21 protein-coding genes are annotated in these 17585 nt (G+C 67.3%); 16 read left to right on the top strand and 5 right to left on the bottom strand.

The window, feature by feature from the left end; all coding sequences use genetic code 11:
* Positions 1-154 precede the first annotated feature (154 nt).
* The 9 genes from N800_RS04330 (at position 155) to N800_RS15195 (ending at position 5856) form a co-directional block, all read left to right on the top strand.
* Complete coding sequence (locus N800_RS04330) at positions 155-1039, top strand: hypothetical protein (RefSeq protein WP_036135279.1); 885 nt, start codon at positions 155-157, stop codon at positions 1037-1039.
* 153 nt (positions 1040-1192) lie between these two features.
* Positions 1193-2056: an SPFH domain-containing protein gene (locus N800_RS04325; RefSeq protein ID WP_036135278.1), complete on the top strand. Its 864-nt coding sequence runs from the start codon at positions 1193-1195 to the stop codon at positions 2054-2056.
* 83 nt (positions 2057-2139) lie between these two features.
* Complete coding sequence (locus tag N800_RS04320; protein ID WP_036135277.1) at positions 2140-2331, top strand: type II toxin-antitoxin system antitoxin; 192 nt, start codon at positions 2140-2142, stop codon at positions 2329-2331.
* The gene (locus tag N800_RS04315) at positions 2328-2507 is read left to right on the top strand and encodes a DUF4177 domain-containing protein (RefSeq protein WP_036135276.1); all 180 of its coding nucleotides are present in this window, start codon (positions 2328-2330) and stop codon (positions 2505-2507) included. The genes N800_RS04320 and N800_RS04315 overlap by 4 nt, the downstream gene beginning before the upstream one ends.
* A gap of 81 nt (positions 2508-2588) precedes the next feature.
* Positions 2589-3146, top strand: a complete 558-nt coding sequence (locus N800_RS15200) for a PH domain-containing protein (RefSeq protein ID WP_052107909.1) — start codon at positions 2589-2591, stop codon at positions 3144-3146.
* Between the two features lie 31 nt (positions 3147-3177).
* The gene (locus tag N800_RS04305) at positions 3178-3996 is read left to right on the top strand and encodes a M15 family metallopeptidase (protein ID WP_036135275.1); all 819 of its coding nucleotides are present in this window, start codon (positions 3178-3180) and stop codon (positions 3994-3996) included.
* Positions 3993-5042, top strand: a complete 1050-nt coding sequence (locus N800_RS04300) for an acyltransferase family protein (RefSeq protein WP_052107908.1) — start codon at positions 3993-3995, stop codon at positions 5040-5042. The genes N800_RS04305 and N800_RS04300 overlap by 4 nt, the downstream gene beginning before the upstream one ends.
* Positions 5043-5084: 42 nt before the next feature.
* Complete coding sequence (locus N800_RS16425) at positions 5085-5216, top strand: hypothetical protein (RefSeq protein WP_269635125.1); 132 nt, start codon at positions 5085-5087, stop codon at positions 5214-5216.
* Between the two features lie 67 nt (positions 5217-5283).
* The gene (locus tag N800_RS15195; protein ID WP_052107907.1) at positions 5284-5856 is read left to right on the top strand and encodes a hypothetical protein; all 573 of its coding nucleotides are present in this window, start codon (positions 5284-5286) and stop codon (positions 5854-5856) included.
* Positions 5857-5883: 27 nt separating this feature from the next.
* Here N800_RS15195 and N800_RS04290 read toward each other — a convergent pair whose 3' ends face one another.
* The 5 genes from N800_RS04290 to N800_RS04270 form a co-directional block, all read right to left on the bottom strand.
* Positions 5884-6558, bottom strand: coding sequence for a DNA-3-methyladenine glycosylase family protein (locus N800_RS04290; RefSeq protein ID WP_036135274.1), 675 nt, complete (start codon positions 6556-6558; stop codon positions 5884-5886).
* Positions 6559-6565: 7 nt separating this feature from the next.
* Positions 6566-6955, bottom strand: coding sequence for a DUF423 domain-containing protein (locus tag N800_RS04285; protein ID WP_232227542.1), 390 nt, complete (start codon positions 6953-6955; stop codon positions 6566-6568).
* A 123-nt stretch (positions 6956-7078) separates the two neighbouring features.
* On the bottom strand, positions 7079-8143 hold the full coding sequence (locus N800_RS04280) for an SRPBCC family protein (protein ID WP_036135273.1): 1065 nt from the start codon (positions 8141-8143) through the stop codon (positions 7079-7081).
* A 141-nt stretch (positions 8144-8284) separates the two neighbouring features.
* Positions 8285-8926: a response regulator gene (locus N800_RS04275; RefSeq protein WP_036135272.1), complete on the bottom strand. Its 642-nt coding sequence runs from the start codon at positions 8924-8926 to the stop codon at positions 8285-8287.
* The gene (locus N800_RS04270; protein WP_036135271.1) at positions 8923-10137 is read right to left on the bottom strand and encodes a sensor histidine kinase; all 1215 of its coding nucleotides are present in this window, start codon (positions 10135-10137) and stop codon (positions 8923-8925) included. Before N800_RS04270 ends, N800_RS04275 begins: the two co-directional genes overlap by 4 nt.
* Positions 10138-10311: 174 nt before the next feature.
* On the opposite strand from N800_RS04270, the gene N800_RS04265 reads away from it, so the two are divergent.
* The 7 genes from N800_RS04265 to N800_RS04235 all read left to right on the top strand — a co-directional run bounded on the left by N800_RS04265 (position 10312) and on the right by N800_RS04235 (position 17286).
* On the top strand, positions 10312-10911 hold the full coding sequence (locus N800_RS04265; protein ID WP_036135270.1) for a GNAT family N-acetyltransferase: 600 nt from the start codon (positions 10312-10314) through the stop codon (positions 10909-10911).
* Positions 10908-11675: a septum site-determining protein MinC gene (minC, locus tag N800_RS04260; RefSeq protein WP_036135269.1), complete on the top strand. Its 768-nt coding sequence runs from the start codon at positions 10908-10910 to the stop codon at positions 11673-11675. The genes N800_RS04265 and minC overlap by 4 nt, the downstream gene beginning before the upstream one ends.
* Before the next feature lie 25 nt (positions 11676-11700).
* On the top strand, positions 11701-12510 hold the full coding sequence (minD, locus tag N800_RS04255) for a septum site-determining protein MinD (protein ID WP_036135268.1): 810 nt from the start codon (positions 11701-11703) through the stop codon (positions 12508-12510).
* Between the two features lie 2 nt (positions 12511-12512).
* A complete protein-coding gene (minE, locus tag N800_RS04250; protein ID WP_036135267.1) occupies positions 12513-12776 on the top strand; it encodes a cell division topological specificity factor MinE in 264 nt (87 codons plus the stop codon).
* Between the two features lie 38 nt (positions 12777-12814).
* Positions 12815-13294, top strand: a complete 480-nt coding sequence (locus tag N800_RS04245; RefSeq protein ID WP_036135266.1) for a hypothetical protein — start codon at positions 12815-12817, stop codon at positions 13292-13294.
* A 196-nt stretch (positions 13295-13490) separates the two neighbouring features.
* Positions 13491-15494 carry a M2 family metallopeptidase gene (locus tag N800_RS04240; protein ID WP_425476497.1) on the top strand — a complete coding sequence of 668 codons (2004 nt, stop codon included), beginning with the start codon at positions 13491-13493 and terminating at the stop codon, positions 15492-15494.
* A 97-nt stretch (positions 15495-15591) separates the two neighbouring features.
* A complete protein-coding gene (locus N800_RS04235; RefSeq protein WP_036135264.1) occupies positions 15592-17286 on the top strand; it encodes a histidine kinase in 1695 nt (564 codons plus the stop codon).
* Positions 17287-17585 lie beyond the last annotated feature (299 nt).

Here is a 17585-nt window from a genome sequence, read left to right as displayed (position 1 = left end):
CTGTCCTGACGGGACGGTTGCGGTGGCCCATGGTGCCGGCCATCCTGTGCCCATGCGAATCTTCCGCGTCCCGACTGCAGGGTTGCGCGCCCTGTCGGGCGCCACGCACGCCGCACGGCCGGTGCGGACATGCGCGCACGGAATCTGGCGAGCGATGCTGCTGGCGCCACTTATCGTCGTCGTGGGCGCGTGCGCCCGCTCCGATGACGCGCCGGCACGCACGGCCGTTTCCGGCTTCCTGCTGGACCCGCAGCTCAGCGAGATCAGCGGTCTGGCCACATCGCGCCGCCACCCCGGGACGCTGTGGCTGCACGACGACGGCGGCAACCCGGCGCGGTTGTTCGCTGTCAGCACGCGCGGCCTGCGCCGCGCCACATACCGCGTGGAAGGCGTCAACAAAACCGACTGGGAAGACATTGCCGCTTTCCGCCTCGACGGCCGCGATTACCTGCTCCTGGCCGATACCGGCGACAACGGCGGGTTGCGTCGCACACTGCAGCTGCATGTGATTGAGGAACCAGGAACGCTTGAGAACGGCCGCCTGACCCCCGCCTGGTCCATCGCGTTCCGCTGGCCGGATGGTGCCCGCGACTGCGAAGCCGTGGCCGTTGATGCCAAGCGTGGCCAAATCCTGCTGGTGTCGAAGAAGCGCCAGCCCCCCGAGTTGTTCGCGCTGCCGTTGCGACCTCGCGACAAGGGCGTGCAGACCGCCCGCGCCCTGGGCCCGCTGGCTGGGGTGCCGCAGCCCTCCGCCGATGACCTGCGCCAGCGTCCGCAGCGTGCCCGCTACGACGCCCATGTGACCGCGGCCGACGTCTCGCCGGACGGCCGTACCCTGGCAGTCATGACCTATCGGTACCTGCTGTTCTACCCGACCGCGCGCGGCCAAGGCTGGGGGCGCGCCGTCGCGCGCGCACCGCAGACCCGCATCCTGCCCTGGTTGCCGCAAGCCGAGGCAATGGGCTGGGCGCTGGACGGCGACAGTGTGTACGCCACTGGGGAGTTCGTGCCCGCTCCGCTCTACCGCGTCCGGTACTAGCGCCCTGCGCCACGGCTAGGTCGCCAGAGCCAGCAGCGCCTCCGGGAAGTGGCCGGGCCGATACGGCTGGGCCGTCCGCACCGCCCGACGAACGGAAGTTGACTTGATATCAAATTGATATCAATATTTTCGAGAACCTCAAGGAGCACGGCCATGAAAGAGAACCCCATCCGTTCCCTGCCCGGCATTCCCATGCTGCTGGCCTTGCTCGCCGCGCTGTTGGCAGGCATCTGGGTGGCGATCAACGGCGCCCAGGCAGCCAGTGCCTTGCACATTGTCGGCGGCGCCCTGCTGGCCGCGGTGGCCGGCTTCGCCATGGCCGGCCTGTACATGGTCGAGCCCAACCAGGCCGCCGTGCTGAGCCTGTTCGGCAAGTACGTGGGCACGGTCAAGGACAACGGCCTGCGCTGGAACAACCCGTTCTTCGCCAAGCGCAAGGTCAGCCTGCGCGTGCGTAATTTCGAGAGCGGCAAGCTCAAGGTCAACGAATTGGATGGCAGCCCCATCGAGATCGCCGCCGTCATCGTCTGGCAGGTGGTCGACAGCGCCGAGGCCGTCTACAACGTCGACGACTACGAGAGCTTCGTGCACATCCAGTCTGAGTCGGCGCTGCGCGCGATGGCCACCAGCTACCCGTACGACCAGCACGAGGAAGGCCAGCTGGCCCTGCGCAGCCACGCCACCGAGATCAGCGCCCACCTGCAGAGCGAGTTGGCCGAACGCCTGGCCGATGCCGGCGTGCAGGTGATCGACGCACGCATCAGCCACCTCGCCTACGCGCCGGAAATCGCCCAGGCCATGTTGCAGCGCCAGCAGGCCAACGCGATCATCGCCGCACGCACGCGCATCGTCGCCGGCGCGGTGGGCATGGTCGAGATGGCACTGGCCGAGTTGCAGAAGAACGGCACGGTGCAACTGGACGAGGAACGCAAGGCCGCGATGGTCAGCAACCTTCTGGTGGTGCTGTGCGGCGAGCGCGCCACCCAGCCCATCGTCAACGCCGGCACGTTGTACTGAGGCCCGCGCCATGATCGCCACGCTGATCGTCGTACTGACCGTCGCCATTGGCGTGGGCATGGCGCGCCGTCGCCGGGACTGACATGGCCGAGAAGAAAGCCTATCCGCTGCGCATCAACGCCGACGTCCTGGCGGCGGCGCAGCGCTGGGCCGACGACGAGCTCCGCAGCCTCAACGCGCAGATCGAATATGTACTGCGCGATGCACTTCGCAAGGCCGGGCGCCTGCCCGGCCCAGCCCACCCCGCACCCGACCAGGAGGAGGATGCCCCATGACCCAACACTGGCAATACCACGTGGTAGACCTGCCACCACGCATGTTCGAAGCCATGCCCGAACGCCTGCAGGCTGAGCTGGACCGCCTCGGCGCGGAGGGCTGGGAGCTGGTGAGCGTAGTGCAGGTGCCCACGCTGACGGATTACGCGCGGCTGTTCTTCAAGAAGCCAGCCTGACCACTGCCGACGCTTCCCGCGACCTGCAGCCCCCCCGCATCGGAGTGCACCCGTTGGGTGCAACACGACCCGGAGTTTGCGATGCCCCAAGCATTTCCCGTCACACCGCCGCCATCACACGCCGCCTGGCTGCTCGGCGGCTTGCTGGCGATCCCGGTTGTGGTCATCGCGATTGCCTTCGGCTCAACTTGGTCGGGTCCGGAGCACGCAGCGGACATGCCGGGACTTGGCTTCGGCCTGCTGACAGTCGCATCGGTGGCCACGTTCACCTTCTGGGGACTTGGGCGTCGCGCGGTTGAACTGGATGCACGCCAGTTGCGGGTGAAGGCCGCCATGTTCAACCACCGCGTGGATGCCAGCGAGCTGGACATGGCGCGCGCGCGCATCGTCGACCTGGACGAGCGCACCGAACTTAAGCCGATCCTGAAGGCGTTTGGCATGGCTCTGCCCGGCTTCCAGGCCGGCTGGTTCCTGCTGCGCGACCGCAGCCGCGCCTTCTGCCTGCTTACCACGCGTCGCCGCGTGCTGTGGTTGCCGACACGCACGGGCAAGTCTTTGATGCTGTCGTTGGAGCGCCCTGATGCGCTGCTGGACGCGCTGCGCCAGGTGACCCAGCCGTCAGCGGGCCGGCGGGCGTGACTTGGCGCGCACCCAGGACTACCCTGCCCCCATGCGCGGCCTGCCCCAACGCCTGATCAACACGCCGGACATCGAGATCTGGCCCGCAGGCCTGCTCAAGGCCCATGGCAACCACGATGCGCGCGCCATCGCACGGGCGCGCCACGTACTGCGTCGAAAGCGCGACGGCCGCTACCTCGCGGCTGACCTGCCCGAGGGCCTGTTGCCCCTGGTCTGGCAATTGCGCCAGGAGCCGGGGCTGAACGCCGCGCTCGAGGCGATGGCATCGGACGTCATGCATCGCCGTGCGGGCCTGGAGCATGTCCGCACGCTGCCGCTGGAGCGCCTGCATGAGCGTCTCGACCTCCTGGGCCTGATGGAAGACGCGTATGCCACGCGTACCGGCCTGTCACTTGTCGCCGAACCGGACTGGCTGGCCTTCGCCGGCTTCGACCGCTATCGCCGCCCGCTGTGGTTGCACAACGATGCAGCCCGCGCGTGGGCGCACATGCGCGACGGCGCAATGCGCGACGGCGTGCTCCTGGAGGCCATTTCCGGATACCGCAGCCACGACTACCAGCTCGGCATCTTTGAACGCAAACGCGCGCGCGGCCTTTCGGTGGATGAGATACTCAACGTCAACGCCGCGCCCGGCTTCAGCGAACACCACTCCGGGTTGGCCCTGGACATCGGCACGCCCGGTGAACCGCCGGCCGAAGAATCCTTTGAACACACCGGTGCGTTCGCGTGGCTGCGCGCGCATGCCAATGAATATGGGTTCCACATGAGTTACCCCCGGGAAAATCCGTACGGGATCGTCTACGAGCCCTGGCATTGGGCGTGGCGCGGCCACGGCGCGACTGTCGCATGAGCCGCCGAATTGGCGACGCCTGGCAGACGGGCATCAACCAGTTCCACCTGATCCGCCTGGCTGCGGCCTGGCTGGTGATCTACAGCCATGCCTGGCCAATCACGGGCACCCCGGGCAGCGACGTGGTCGGCCAATTGACCCACGTGCGTACTGCGGGCGCCCTCGCGGTGGACGTGTTCTTCCTGATCAGCGGCTTCCTCGTGGCGGCCAGCCTGTCGCGCCACTCGGTACGCGACTTCCTGGTTGCGCGCGCACTGCGCATCTATCCCGCGCTGGCGGTCTGCGTGGCGTTGACCGTGCTCGTACTCGGCCCGCGGCTCACCACCTCGGCCGGGTATTGGCACGACCCCGAAACCTGGCGATACCTGTTCTCGAACCTGACCCTGTGGCGTGCGGAATTCTGGCTGCCCGGCGTGTTCGAGGCACTACCGCGCACGGCGGTTAACGGCTCGCTCTGGACACTGCCCATTGAAGGACGCCTGTACCTGGCCCTGCTGGTCGCCGGCGCGCTGGGCATGCTGGCCCCGCGCCGCTACCTACCCGCATGGGCGCTGGCGCTCGGCGGTGCAGCCGCATATGCATGGCGCGCGGCCCCGCTGCCAGAGCACATCGTGTACCTGATCTGGGTCACCTCGTTCTTCATCACCGGCACGCTGGCTTGGGTGCTGCGCGACCGGATCGCGCTCAATGGCAAGTGGGTACTGGCGCTGCTGGCGGTCGCGGCGCTCACGCGCGGCGGCACTGCCTTCATTCCGGCCTATTTCGCGCTGGTGGCCTACGGCACGTTCTGGCTGGCGTTTCGCGGGCAGCGCCCGATCATTCGACACACCGACCTGTCCTACGGCTTGTACCTGTATGGTTGGCCGGCCCAGCAACTGGCGTTCCTGGTTGGCGCTACCGGCGTGGCGGCGAACACCGCATTGGCCAGCGGCGCGGCGTTGGCGCTCGCCGCCGCCTCGTGGTGGCTCATTGAGAAGCCGGCACTGGCACTGAAGGGACGCCGGCAGTCCGCGCGCATGGAGGCACCGGCGTCGCCAATCCCGTAGCCGCGCTGGCGCGTTGCGCGTCAACGTGGGTCCGTGGAAACCATGTCCAGCTATCGCAGCCCGCACAGGGCTTCCATGCGAGGGGTGGCGGTGGCCTTGGCGCTGGCGATCAACCGACCCGCCGACATTGTGATGGCGATCATGCGGCACTGCGCTTGCGCTTCGCAGAACTGAACTCCGCGCCAACGCTCCTGACGCACCCCCGCCACAATCTGCTCAGGACATGCACGGGACCCGCACGATGACCACGCCCAGCGCCAGCCGCAAATGCCATGCCGTGGTCCAACCGCGGCGCGCAGCCACCGCGACGGCGCTCACGGGAAGTCTCGCGCTCACGCTGACCCTGTCGATCGCGAACGCACAACCTCTCACCGACCACATGCCAAGGTACTTGCAGTGGACGACAGCCGGTTGCGTCGCGCTGGCGCTCATCGGCCTGTGGGCGGTGATTTTCCGCCGCTCGGTCGCGCTTGAGGCCGGTGTGCTGGTGATCAAGGCCGGGCTCAATACCCGCCGCGTGCCGGCCATGGCAATCGAACTGGAGCGGGCGCGCATCATCGACCTGGACGCACGACGCGAGCTGCTCCCCGGCCGCATGACCCTCGGGGCGTCCCTGCCGGGATACCAGACCGGCTGGTTTCGCACCCGCCAATGGGGCAAAGGCTTCTATCTACTTACCGAGCGCCACCGCGTGCTGTGGCTGCCCGAACGCGACGGCCCGCACCTCCTGCTTTCACTGCAAGAGCCACAGGCCCTGTTGGCCGCACTCAATGCCTTGGTACCGCGACACGCGCCGGAGTGGCCCCCGCGCTGAACGCCGCGACTCGGACAACCCTCGCACTCAATCCTGGGACCGCTTCGTCGGCGCTGCAGCCTTGGTGTCCGCATCGGCGATGCGCCACAGATACAAGCTGGCATAGGTGCGATAAGGCCCCCATTTCTCGCCACGCTCCACCAGCTCCCTGGGCTTGAGCATCTCGTCCAGCCTGTCCACGACCTGCGCGCCCTTGCGGATGCCCAGGTCATCCGCAGGCAGCACGTCAGGCCGGCCCAGCCGGAACATCAGCATCATCTCCACCGTCCATCGACCGATGCCGCGCACCGGCACCAGCGCGGCGACGATGGCGTCGTTGTCCATGCCGGCCATTTGCCGCAGATCGGGAATTTCGCCCCGCGACTCGCGCAACGCGAGATCGCGCAGCGCCAGCAGTTTGTTTCCCGACACCCCGCACGCGCGAAGGGTCGCGTCGTCGCAGCGCGCCAAGGTGTCGCAGTGGAATCGGTCGTTCTGGATGGCGGCCTCCACGCGCGACACGATGGTCGCGGCCGCCTTGCCACTCAGCTGCTGGTAGAGAATCGCGCGTGCCAGCGCATCCACCGGGTCAAAGGGTTTGCGCCAGCGGGGGTCGGCCGGGATCGGTCCCATTCGCCGCATCCAGGCACCCAGCTTGCGGTCGCGCCGGGCCAGGTGGTCGAAGGCCGCCTCGGTGTCGAATCCGCGTGCGATGCGTGCCATGCCAACCTCACTGCCGTACGGCGGCCACGGCCCAAGCGAGCCAACCCGCCATCATCAGCGTTCCACCCATCGGCGCCAGCGCCGTGGGCCACTGGTGCAGCACGTTCATGACCAGGCTCCCGGAGAACAGCACCGTGCCCAGCAGCAGGCCCGCCAATGCCAGCACCCGCCACGGGCGACCCGCCGCGAGCGGAGCCAGTGCTGCGAGCGCAACGCCGTGCCCGAACAGGAACAGGGCCGCCGATTGCAATCGTGCCTGCGCCTCGCCTTCCGCGCCGTGGGAGGCATAGGCCGCCAGGCCCACCGCAAGTGCGGCCATCACCGCACCGGCAGCGGCCAACCAACGTCCCGTCACCACGCGCATCGGCGCCTTCAACCCGCCCTGGTTTGCCTGCATCGCTTCCACTCCAGTTGTTTCCACCGACCACGATAACAAGCCCCGCGCACTTTCCATCGCCCAAAACAAAACGCGCCGCGGAGTGCGCGGCGCGTTCTGGTTCCGGGAGCCGGAGTGGAGGACTTACTTGACCGCCCAGACCACTTCGAACTCGCCATCCTCGGTGAAGCCCTTGTCCAGGCCGCCGATCCAGTTCTCGTACGGACGCTCGGTGGTCTCGTAACCGCGGGTCATGACCCAGCCACGCAGCGCGTCGCGGATGCGGTTCAGGTTGGCCATGTGGCCCTTGAAGCGAGTCACGGCGATCTTGGTCGGCTCGGTGTAGTTGGCGGTCACCGGGCCCTCGAGCTTGATGTCCAGCTTGCCGGTGGCACCGGCCTTGCGGACCGGCTGCACCACGTCAAACGAGTAGGTCTGCGAGCCGAACTCGTTGGTCACGACGCGCACCGGGCCGGCGGCCTCGAGGCCGTTGGCGGCCATCACCTTGGTGATCCACTGCATGTTGTTGTTCATCGTGGACTGCACCTTCTCGTTGTTGCGCTCGACGGCAGCAGTCACGACAAGGACGTTCTCGGCACCACGTTCGGCCAGCTTCGGCGCGGCGGCGGCATCAACCTTGGCCAGCTCGTTGTAGTCATAGTTGGGCACGGTCGCCAGCATGTTGCTGAGGCGGGTCAGGCCCATCTTGATGTCTTCGCCGACGTTGCTGCCGACGTACATGCCGGCGTAACGGCCCAGCAGGTTCCAGCCGTAGTCGATATCGAAGGTCTGGGTGATCTGCACGTTGCGGTTGTTGCGGCCGGTCGGCTGCAGCAGGAACTCCATCCGCTTGTTGCGGCCCGGCTCGACGGTCTCGAGGTCATAGGCGATGCGCTTGTTCTTCTCGCTCTCGACCAGGGTCCAGCTGCCCTGGCCAATGCCTCGCTCCTGCGAGTCGTAGTCCAGGCGCGCACCGACGCCTGCTTCCGGGCCCGACAGCGACAGCTTCACGGCCGGGTCGCGCAGCACCAGCGGGTTCCAGTCCTTGAAGCGGCGCAGGCTGTTGAGCGTGTCATACACGATCGACATCTTGCGGTTGGTTTCCACCGAATGCTCAAGGTGGCGGCTCGACGGCAGCACGATGCCGACAACGAGGAACAGCGCGGCGACAATCGCCAGCGAAATCAGAATCTCAAGCAGACGGGTCATTCAGGTTCTCCAGGGCCGTTGCCCGGGGCGGGTCTGGGCACAGACCTGCCATCGTATCAAGCGCAGGGCGGTGAGGCGAGATACCCGGATGCGGTCATGGTTCACGTTCCGGCCATGGCCACGCGGGACTTCACGCCCGGGTCACACCAGTTGCAGTTCAAACGCCTTCAGCACGGCCCGCGTACGGTCCCGTACGCCCAGCTTGCTCAGGATGTTGGACACGTGGTTCTTGATCGTACCCTCGGCCACGCCCAGCGAATTGGCAATCTCCTTGTTGGAGAAGCCGCCGGCCATCAGCCGCAGGATCTCGGTCTCGCGCTCGGTCAGCGGGTCCGGGCGGTCCAGGCTGACGAAATCGTTGCGCATGTGCTCCAGCCCCGACAGCAGGCGCTGGGTCATGGCCGGCTGCACCAGCGAGCCGCCGTCGGCCACGGTCTGGATCGCGCCGACCAACTGCTCCAGCGACACGTCCTTCAGCAGGTAGCCCTTGGCGCCCGCCTTCAAGCCAGCCAGCACCAGCTGGTCGTCGTCGAAGGTGGTGAGGATGATGGTCGGCGGCAGCTGGCCGATGCGCGCCAGCGCCTGCAGCGCCTCCAGACCGGACATCACCGGCATGCGCATGTCCATCAGCACCACGTCGGGCTTGGCCTGCGGAATCACCTCGACGGCCTGCTTGCCATCGCTGGCCTCGCCAATCACCTCGATGCCCTCGGCCAGCGCCAGCAACGAGCGCACGCCCTGACGCACCAGGGTCTGGTCGTCCACCAAATACACGCGAATCATCCACTGACTCCTTCACAAGCAGCGACCTGCGTCGCCGAGGCCGGCAACCGGAGATCCAGGCGGAAGCCTGCCCCGGGCCGGGTTTCAATTTCGATCGTGCCACCGTATTGGGCGATGCGCTCGCGCATGCCCCGCAGGCCATTGCCCGCCACCAGCGCGTCGGCGCCATGCCCGTCGTCGCGGGCCTTGATGTGCACGCAGCCGTCGTCGCGCCGCGCCTCGATCCACAGGTGGCGGGCACCGGAATGGCGGACGGTGTTGGTGATGATCTCCTGGGTGCAGCGCAGCAGCACGTGGGCGCGCTCCGGGTCATCCAGGGTCAACGGCGACTCGATGTCCATGCGGATGTCCAGCGCCGGCACGTTCTCGGCCAGTGGCCGCAGGGCGGCGGAGAGGTCGATGGAGCCGCTCTCGCGCAGGGTGCTGACCGCCTCGCGGACGTCGGTCAGCAGCAGGCGCGCCAGGGTGTGGGCCTGCTGCACGTGCTCCTTGACCCGCCCCTCCGACAGGTGCCCGGCCACCTCCAGGTTGAGGCTCAGGGCGGTCAGGTGGTGGCCCAGCAGGTCGTGCAGCTCGCGCGAGATGCGCGTGCGCTCGTTGATGCGGGCGCTTTCGGCCAGCAGCAGGCGGGTGGCACGCAGTTCGGCGTTGAGGCGGCGTTGCTCCTCGCGGGCCTGCGCCTGCTGCTTGGCCACCAGCGCGGTCACGAACACGAAACTGGAGAAACCCATGTACAGCAGCGACTGGATCACTGCGATCAGCAACGGGAAGTCCAGCGCCTCGACAAACACAGGGATGATGGCCAGGTTGCTGGCCACCAGCCACACAATGGCCACCCGCAGGTTGAGCAGCCACGGCAGCAGGCCGGCCATGACCATGAGCAGGGCGCTGCCCAGCCCGGAGCCGGAGAAGAAGCCCACGGCAATGGCGCAGACGGTCAACACCAGCAGCAGCAGGTGGTCGACGTAGCCGGCCACGCGCTGGCCCAATGACCGGGTCATCCACCAGTACACGCCGCCAAAGGCCAGATAGGCGGCGACCCAGCGCAGGACCCGGCCGCGGGGGTCGAACACCGGCTCGCCGGGCTCGGCCAGTTCGGGCGAGAAGAAGGCCGGATCCAGCCACACCGACAACAGCCACCAGCCCACCATCGCCCAGGTGAAAAGACCGGCGTAGCGGAGCAGTCGGGAATGGTTCAGGCGGGCGAGCATATCCGCATCGTAGCGGCATCCCGGCGCCGCCGTGCCGCCCGAAAGTCATGGCTGAACAGGGAAATCTTCCCGGGACGGGCGCCCACGCCCCGGTCGCTCCGGTTCTGGGACCATGCGATAATCGCGACCGCCGGGCAGCACCATGCCCCGCCCCACGAAACACTGGAGCCCGGAATGTCGATCGTCGTCCGCGACGTGCGTGAGCACGAGCTGGATTCCGTCCTAGCACTGAACAATGCCGCCGGACCTGCGATCCTACCGCTGGATGCCGCAAGACTCCGCCACCTCTACGAGAACGCCGAGTACTTCCGCGTCGCCGAGCGCGATGGCACGCTCGCCGGCTTCCTGATCGGGTTCGGCAGCCACGCCAACCACGACAGCAGCAACTTCCGCTGGTTCCGCGAGCGGTACCCGGAGTTCTTCTACATCGACCGCATCGTGGTGGCCAGCCGTCGCCGCGGCGGCGGCGTGGGTCGCGCGTTCTATGCCGACGCCCAGAGCTACGCTGAACTGCGCTACCCGCAGATGGCGTGCGAAGTGTTCCTCGAAGGCACCAACGACCCGGTGCTGCTGTTCCACGGCAGCTTCGGTTTCCGCGAAGTCGGCCAGCACCTCATGGAGGAAACCGGCGTGCGCGCCGCGATGCTGATGAAGCCCCTGTGCAGCTATGCGTGGGTCCACGAGACCTACGGCGATGCCCTTCCCCATGAGCCCTGGATCACCCAGCCACGCAGTGCGATCACCGCGCGGCGGCTCACGGGGACGTGCCCATGAGTGCAAACGCGTTCGATTACGAACAGGCAGGCGAACTGAAGATCGGCCAGGTGGGCATCGCCAACCTGCGCGTGCGCACGCTGGATGTGCCGCGATTGGTCGAGGAAATGCGCAGCCGGGTGCAGCGCGCGCCCAAGCTGTTCCAGCGCGCCGCCGTGGTGCTGGACTTCGGTGGCCTGCCGCAGGTGCCCAACGCGGCGACCGCGCAGGCGCTGATGGATGGCCTGCGCGAGGCAGGCGTCCTGCCGGTGGCCATCGCCTACGGCACCAGCGAAACCGAACGCCTGGCCGAGGCCCTGGGCCTGCCGCTGCTGGCCAAGTTCCGCGCCCAGTACGAGCGCGGCGACGAGGCGCCTCCCGCCCCGGTTCCGGCCCGGCGCGACCCGGAACCCGAACCTGCCCCCGCCAAGGCCACCGCAGCGCCGCATGCAGGCCAGCCCGGGATGATGCATGCTGCACCGGTGCGCTCGGGCCAGCAGGTCTACGCCGACAACCGCGACCTGACCGTGCTGTCTTCGGTGGGGGCCGGTGCGGAAGTCATTGCCGACGGCTCGGTGCACATCTACGGCCCGCTGCGCGGTCGCGCACTGGCCGGCGCGCAAGGCAATGAGAAGGCCCGGATCTTCTGCCGCGAGTTCCATGCGGAACTCGTCGCGGTGGCCGGGCATTACAAGGTGCTGGAAGACATCCCCAAGGACCTCTACGGCAAGGCCGTGCAGGTCTGGCTCGAAGACGGGCAACTCAAACTCGCGGCGTTGGATTGACGCCGCTTCACCGGAGGAACATCACTTGGCCGAAATCATCGTAGTCACGTCGGGCAAAGGCGGCGTCGGCAAGACCACCAGCAGCGCCAGCATCGCCTGCGGCCTCGCGCGCCGCGGTCACAAGGTCGCTGTCATCGATTTCGACGTGGGCCTGCGCAACCTCGACCTGATCATGGGCTGCGAACGCCGCGTGGTGTACGACTTCGTCAACGTCGTCAACGGCGAGGCTTCGCTGAAGCAGGCGCTGATCAAGGACAAGCGCTTCGAGAACCTGTTCGTGCTGGCCGCGTCGCAGACCCGCGACAAGGACGCACTGACCAAGGAAGGCGTCGAGAAGGTTCTGAAGGACCTGGCCGACGAAGGCTTCGACTACATCCTGTGCGACTCGCCCGCCGGCATCGAGAAGGGCGCGTTCCTGGCCATGTACTTCGCCGACCAGGCAGTGGTGGTGGTCAACCCGGAAGTGTCCTCGGTGCGCGACTCCGACCGCATCCTGGGCCTGCTCTCGTCCAAGACGAAGAGGGCCGAGAACGGCGACCGCGTGAAGGAACACCTGCTGCTGACCCGCTACAGCCCCAAGCGCGTGGAAACCGGCGAGATGCTCAGCGTGGGCGACGTCGAGGAGATCCTGGGCCTCAAGACCGTCGGCGTGATCCCCGAGTCGGGCGACGTGCTCAATGCCTCCAACAAGGGCGAACCGGTGATCCTGGAAACCACGTCGGACGCCGCGCAGGCCTACGACGACGCAGTCGCCCGCCTGCTGGGTGACAGCCGCCCGATGCGCTTCGTCACCGTTGAGAAGAAGGGCATCCTGGCCAAGATCTTCGGAGGTTGATGATGGGTCTGTTCGATTTCCTGCTGACCAAGAAGCAGACCGCATCGGTCGCCAAGGACCGCCTGCGCATCATTGTCGCCCACGAGCGCTCCGGTCGTGGCAACAGCCCCGATTACCTGCCTATGCTGCAGCGCGAGCTGCTGGAAGTGATCCGCAAGTACGTGAAGGTTGACGCCGAGGCAGTCAAGGTGGACCTGATCGGCGAAGGCGACAACAAGGTGCTCGACATCTCCGTGGCACTGCCGGAAACCCCCGCGCAGGCCTGACTGATCAAGGCGGTGGTTCGAGACCACCGCCCCGTCCCATGCTCACCCTGGCCGACATCGGCTTCGAGGCGCCCGTCGCCCTGCTTGCCCGCTATGGCCTGACGCTGCATCGCGTCGGGGACGGCGAGCCCATTCCTGGCAGTTACTGGGGCGAATGTGAAGCAGGGCTGATCGGCACACAGGTCTACGCACGCGCGGACACGCCGGTGCACTCGCTGTTGCACGAAGCCTGCCACCTGATCGTGCTACCCCCCGAGCGCCGGGCACAGGTACATACCGACGCCACCGATTCCATCGAGGAGGAGGATGCGGTGTGCGTGCTGCAGGCGTTGCTGGGCGATGAACTGCCCGGCGTGGGGCGTGAACGGGTGCTCGCGGACATGGACGCCTGGGGCTACACGTTCCGACTGGGCTCGGCATCGGCCTACTTCCACGATGACGCCGCGTTGGCCTGGGACTGGCTGCATGAACGCGGCCTCGCCGACCGCGAAGCCCGCCGCGCCAGCCTGCCGGCGTGATCCGCCCCGACCCAACGGCCAACACGTAGCGCCAACGTGATGCCCATCGCAGCGGGCATCATGCAAGGCACGGTCACGACGTGCCCCGCGTCACGCTACCCCGCCCCCGCCGCCGCGCGACTTGCGCCATCCTCCAGTGCCCTCTAGCCTTCGCGGACCAGCGCCCCGGCGCGTCCGCACCTTGAGGAACATGCGCATGACCCCGATTCGTACGCTGCTAGCACTCGGCGTGACCGCCGCCGTGCTGGGCATGGCCGGTTGCAAGAAGGAACCCTCGCCGAGCGGTGCCGCGTCCACCGCGCCAGCCGGCGAGACCGCCGACCAGTTCATCGCCCGGGTCAATGCCGAGTACCTGGCCATGTACCCGGAGCTGACCGCCGCGCAATGGCTGTCGTCCACCTACATCAATGACGACAGCCAGTTGCTGGCAGCCAAGGCCAACGAGCGCTACCTGACGCAGCTCAACAGCTGGATCGAGCAGGCACGCAAGTTCGAAGGCAAGGAGATGTCGCCTGAGACCGCGCGCGCCATCCACCTGCTGAAGCTGGCCACCGCGATGCCTGCGCCGAAGGACCCGGCCAAGCTGGCCGAGCTGACCAAGATCGCCACCAAGATGGAGGGTATGTACGGCTCGGGCACGTACTGCACGGGTGAAGGTGAAGCCAAGCAGTGCCGCCAACTGGGTGAGCTTGAGGACGTACTGCGCAACAGCCGCGACTACACCGCACAGCTCGATGCCTGGCAGGGCTGGCACACCATTGCCCAGCCGATGCGCAAGGACTACACCCGCTTCGTCGAGCTGGTGAACGAGGGCGCCAAGGAAATGGGCTTTGCCGACGCCGGCGAGATGTGGCGTTCGGGCTATGACATGACCCCCACCGAGATCGCGGCGGAAACCGACCGCCTGTGGGGCCAGGTCAAGCCACTGTACGAGCAGCTGCACTGCTACGCCGGCACCCGCCTGGATGCCAAATACGGCGCGGACAAGGGTCACGTGGCTGGCGGCATGCTGCCCGCACACCTGATGGGCAACATGTGGCAGCAGGACTGGGGCAACCTCTGGGACGTGCTGGCGCCGTACCCCAACGCCGGCAGCCTGGACATCACCAGCGCGCTGCAGGCGCAGTACCGCACGGCCTACGATGCCGAACTGGCCAAGCGCCCCGGCGAGCGTTCGCCGACGGACCTGGCGGAGATCGAGCACGCCGCGCAGACCGCGGTGGCGCGTTCGATGACCGAGCGCGCGCAGGACTTCTACACCTCGCTGGGCATGCCCAAGCTGCCTGAGAGCTACTGGTCCAAGACCCAGTTCATCAAGCCGCGTGATCGCGACGTGGTCTGCCACGCCAGCGCGTGGGACATGAACATGGCCGGCGACGTGCGCACCAAGATGTGCATCAAGCCCAACGAGGAAGACTTCACCACGATCTACCACGAGCTGGGCCACGTGTATTACTACACGGCTTACAACAAGCTGCCGCCGCTGTTCCAGCAGGGCGCGCATGATGGCTTCCACGAGGCCATCGGCGACACCATCGTGTTGTCGATGACGCCCAAGTACCTGCAGTCGATCGACCTGGTCGGCGAGCAGCAGCAGAGCAACGAGGCACTGGTGAATGCGCAGATGCGCATGGCGCTGGCGAAGGTGTCGTTCCTGCCGTTCGGCCTGATGATCGACCGCTGGCGCTGGGGCGTGTTCGACGGCTCGATCAAGCCGGGCAACTACAACAAGGCGTGGTGGGAGCTGAAGGCCAAGTACCAGGGCGTGGCTCCGGCCACCGCGCGCGGCGAGGACTTCTTCGATCCGGGCGCCAAGTACCACGTGCCGGGCAACACGCCTTACACCCGCTATTTCCTGGCGCACGTGCTGCAGTTCCAGTTCTACAAGTCGCTGTGCGATGCGGCCGGCTACAAGGGTCCGCTGCACGAGTGCTCCTTCTATGGCAATCCGGAGGCGGGCAAGCGCTTCCAGGCGATGCTGGCGAAGGGCGCCAGCCAGCCTTGGCAGAAGACGCTGAAGGAACTGACTGGCGGCGAGAAGATGGATGCGTCCGCCGTGCTCGAGTACTTCGCCCCGCTGCAGGATTGGCTGAAGCAGCAGAACGAAGGCCGCACCTGCGGCTGGCAGGCCTCGGCTACCAGCGCCGCGCCGGCCAAGGCGCCCACGCCGGCTCCGGCGGCGCCCGCCAATCAGGGCTGATCGGCCCAGCGTTTCTCGGAAGGCCGGCCACACGCCGGCCTTCCGCTTTTCCGGGCCCGAGATCCACCTTCATGGCCGGTCACGCTAGGCTAGCGGGATGAACCCGCCGCTCCCTCCAGTGGACTCCGCCTGGCATCACACGCCGGTGCCGCATTCCCGCTACTGGGTGTATGGCAGCGGCCTGTTCTTCGTGATGGGCACGCTGTACCTGGTGCTCTTGCAGGTGGGTTTCTTCCACTGGCTGATGGCCAATGGCGCCCTCTTCGCCGCCTTGTGGTGGCTGCCGCGACGCTGGTGGCCCTGGCTGTGCGCCGCCACCGTCGCGGCCCGCCATGTGAACGGCATCATCGTCGCGTTGCACACAGGAGACATCCTGGATGGCTTCCTGGGCTATTGGCCAGGACCGGTGCAATACGTGCTCGGCAACGTGCTCGAGCCATTCCTGGTGATGGCCGGGGTGCTGGTGCTGCGGAGGCTGGCAGTGCCACCCTCCGGCCCCATGCCACCGGAGCGGATCGTCCAATTGCTGCTTGGGGGCCTGGTCTCCGGCCTGATGGTGGCGTGCAAGGATCTGGCCTACGTGCTTTCCGAAGGCCGCGTGGGCGACGTTCGCGCCAACCTGCGCGGCAACTACGTCGCATTGGGTGGCCCTGACGACGTGGCGATCCTGGGCACGTTCGTCATCAGCCACGCGCTCGGCACTGCCATCGCAATCCTGCTGGTTGCGCCCTTCGTGCCTTGGCTGACTTCGGCGGAGAACCGAGGTGGATCAACCCGCATCCTTCAGAGCGCGCTGCAGTGGATCGTGCCGGCGGTCGCGCTGTACCTGTTTGTCGCGCTGCGACAGCCCGGCAGCAACCTGTCCGAGCTGCTGCGCGTGCTGCTGCTGGTGGGTACGGTGGTATTCGCGATGCGGCATGGCTGGCGGGGGGCATTGCTGACTACCCTGGCCACCAGCGTGGTCATCGCACTGGAGGACCATTTCGGTCGACCGGCGTACAACCCGATCCGCATGCAGGCCTACCTGGGCATCACCGGCACGATGGGGCTGTTGCTGGGCGCAAGCATGGACAACCTCCGGCAGCAGGCGAGCACACTGCGCGAGGCGCGGGAGCGCAGCGACCTGTTGGCACGCGACCTGTACCTGGCGGCAGCGCGCAACCTGCACACCGAGGAACGCGAGAGGCGACGCTTGGCCAGCGAGCTGCATGACGAGTTCGGCCAGAACCTGACTGCGTTGCAGACCCACCTCAAGCTGGCCGAGCGCGACTTCGATGCTGCCGGCAGGCCCGCCGCGCTTGCACCGCTGTTCGACCTCACCAAGGCCATGCGCCAGAACATCTCCGGCGTGCTGGAATCGCTGCGCCCTGCGGCGCTGGACCAGATGGGGCTGTATGCCGCCATCGAACGAGGTGCGGTGCGTAGGCTCGCCGAGGATGCCGGTCTCCATTTCGAGACCCACCTGGCCGGCGATGCGCGGCTGCTCGGCGACTTCAGTGACACGCAGCTGATTGCCGCCTACCGGCTGGTGCAGGAAGCGGTGACCAATGTGGTCCGCCATGCGCGGGCGTCGCGCTGCAGCGTGCGCCTTCGCGCTGAGCAGCGCCACGGCATGCTGTGGCTTTTCATCGACGTGCGCGACGACGGTATCGGCGGCGCCGATTGCTTCCTGCAGGGCCGGGGGCTGACCACCATGCGGGACCGGGTGCTCGCTCTGGGCGGATGCCTGCACGTCGGCGAGCTACGGCCCGGCTCGCGCATCCACGCCCTGGTCCTGCAACGGGCGACCTGAGCCGCTTCGACCGGCTGGCCGAATACGGGCCCGGCCGCGTTGGAGCGGATACCGTCGGCATTCCGTGCCGGGGGAACCCCTTGGGACTTTCGCTGTCGCGACTGTTCGACCCCGAACCCCTCCCCGACCAGAGGCGCTGCCCCGTGCCTCCGAGAAGGGGCGCAAGATCCACCCCATCGAGTGCATCGCGTGCCAGCGAGAGCGCTGCAATAGCCGGCGACCAACAGTCCGCTTCGACGTATTCCGGGCCGGCCCGGACATCACCCGCCGTGAACACCACCCTCACGACCATAGGGGTA

This window comes from Lysobacter daejeonensis GH1-9 (assembly GCF_000768355.1).
GTDB classification, from domain to species: domain Bacteria; phylum Pseudomonadota; class Gammaproteobacteria; order Xanthomonadales; family Xanthomonadaceae; genus Aerolutibacter; species Aerolutibacter daejeonensis.
Note: the sequence above shows the minus strand (reverse complement) of the source record. Positions and strands in the feature narration are given on the sequence as shown.

What these genes read in the sequence shown, in the direction of transcription:
- N800_RS04330 (WP_036135279.1), top strand. Translation starts at nt 155, where the DNA reads ATGCTGCTGGCGCCACTTATCGTCGTCGTGGGCGCGTGCGCCCGCTCC.
- N800_RS04325 (WP_036135278.1), top strand. Translation starts at nt 1,193, where the DNA reads ATGAAAGAGAACCCCATCCGTTCCCTGCCCGGCATTCCCATGCTGCTG.
- N800_RS04320 (WP_036135277.1), top strand. Translation starts at nt 2,140, where the DNA reads ATGGCCGAGAAGAAAGCCTATCCGCTGCGCATCAACGCCGACGTCCTG.
- N800_RS04315 (WP_036135276.1), top strand. Translation starts at nt 2,328, where the DNA reads ATGACCCAACACTGGCAATACCACGTGGTAGACCTGCCACCACGCATG.
- N800_RS15200 (WP_052107909.1), top strand. Translation starts at nt 2,589, where the DNA reads ATGCCCCAAGCATTTCCCGTCACACCGCCGCCATCACACGCCGCCTGG.
- N800_RS04305 (WP_036135275.1), top strand. Translation starts at nt 3,178, where the DNA reads ATGCGCGGCCTGCCCCAACGCCTGATCAACACGCCGGACATCGAGATC.
- N800_RS04300 (WP_052107908.1), top strand. Translation starts at nt 3,993, where the DNA reads ATGAGCCGCCGAATTGGCGACGCCTGGCAGACGGGCATCAACCAGTTC.
- N800_RS16425 (WP_269635125.1), top strand. Translation starts at nt 5,085, where the DNA reads ATGTCCAGCTATCGCAGCCCGCACAGGGCTTCCATGCGAGGGGTGGCG.
- N800_RS15195 (WP_052107907.1), top strand. Translation starts at nt 5,284, where the DNA reads ATGACCACGCCCAGCGCCAGCCGCAAATGCCATGCCGTGGTCCAACCG.
- N800_RS04290 (WP_036135274.1), bottom strand. Translation starts at nt 6,558, where the DNA reads ATGGCACGCATCGCACGCGGATTCGACACCGAGGCGGCCTTCGACCAC.
- N800_RS04285 (WP_232227542.1), bottom strand. Translation starts at nt 6,955, where the DNA reads ATGCAGGCAAACCAGGGCGGGTTGAAGGCGCCGATGCGCGTGGTGACG.
- N800_RS04280 (WP_036135273.1), bottom strand. Translation starts at nt 8,143, where the DNA reads ATGACCCGTCTGCTTGAGATTCTGATTTCGCTGGCGATTGTCGCCGCG.
- N800_RS04275 (WP_036135272.1), bottom strand. Translation starts at nt 8,926, where the DNA reads ATGATTCGCGTGTATTTGGTGGACGACCAGACCCTGGTGCGTCAGGGC.
- N800_RS04270 (WP_036135271.1), bottom strand. Translation starts at nt 10,137, where the DNA reads ATGCTCGCCCGCCTGAACCATTCCCGACTGCTCCGCTACGCCGGTCTT.
- N800_RS04265 (WP_036135270.1), top strand. Translation starts at nt 10,312, where the DNA reads ATGTCGATCGTCGTCCGCGACGTGCGTGAGCACGAGCTGGATTCCGTC.
- minC (WP_036135269.1), top strand. Translation starts at nt 10,908, where the DNA reads ATGAGTGCAAACGCGTTCGATTACGAACAGGCAGGCGAACTGAAGATC.
- minE (WP_036135267.1), top strand. Translation starts at nt 12,513, where the DNA reads ATGGGTCTGTTCGATTTCCTGCTGACCAAGAAGCAGACCGCATCGGTC.
- N800_RS04245 (WP_036135266.1), top strand. Translation starts at nt 12,815, where the DNA reads ATGCTCACCCTGGCCGACATCGGCTTCGAGGCGCCCGTCGCCCTGCTT.
- N800_RS04240 (WP_425476497.1), top strand. Translation starts at nt 13,491, where the DNA reads ATGACCCCGATTCGTACGCTGCTAGCACTCGGCGTGACCGCCGCCGTG.
- N800_RS04235 (WP_036135264.1), top strand. Translation starts at nt 15,592, where the DNA reads ATGAACCCGCCGCTCCCTCCAGTGGACTCCGCCTGGCATCACACGCCG.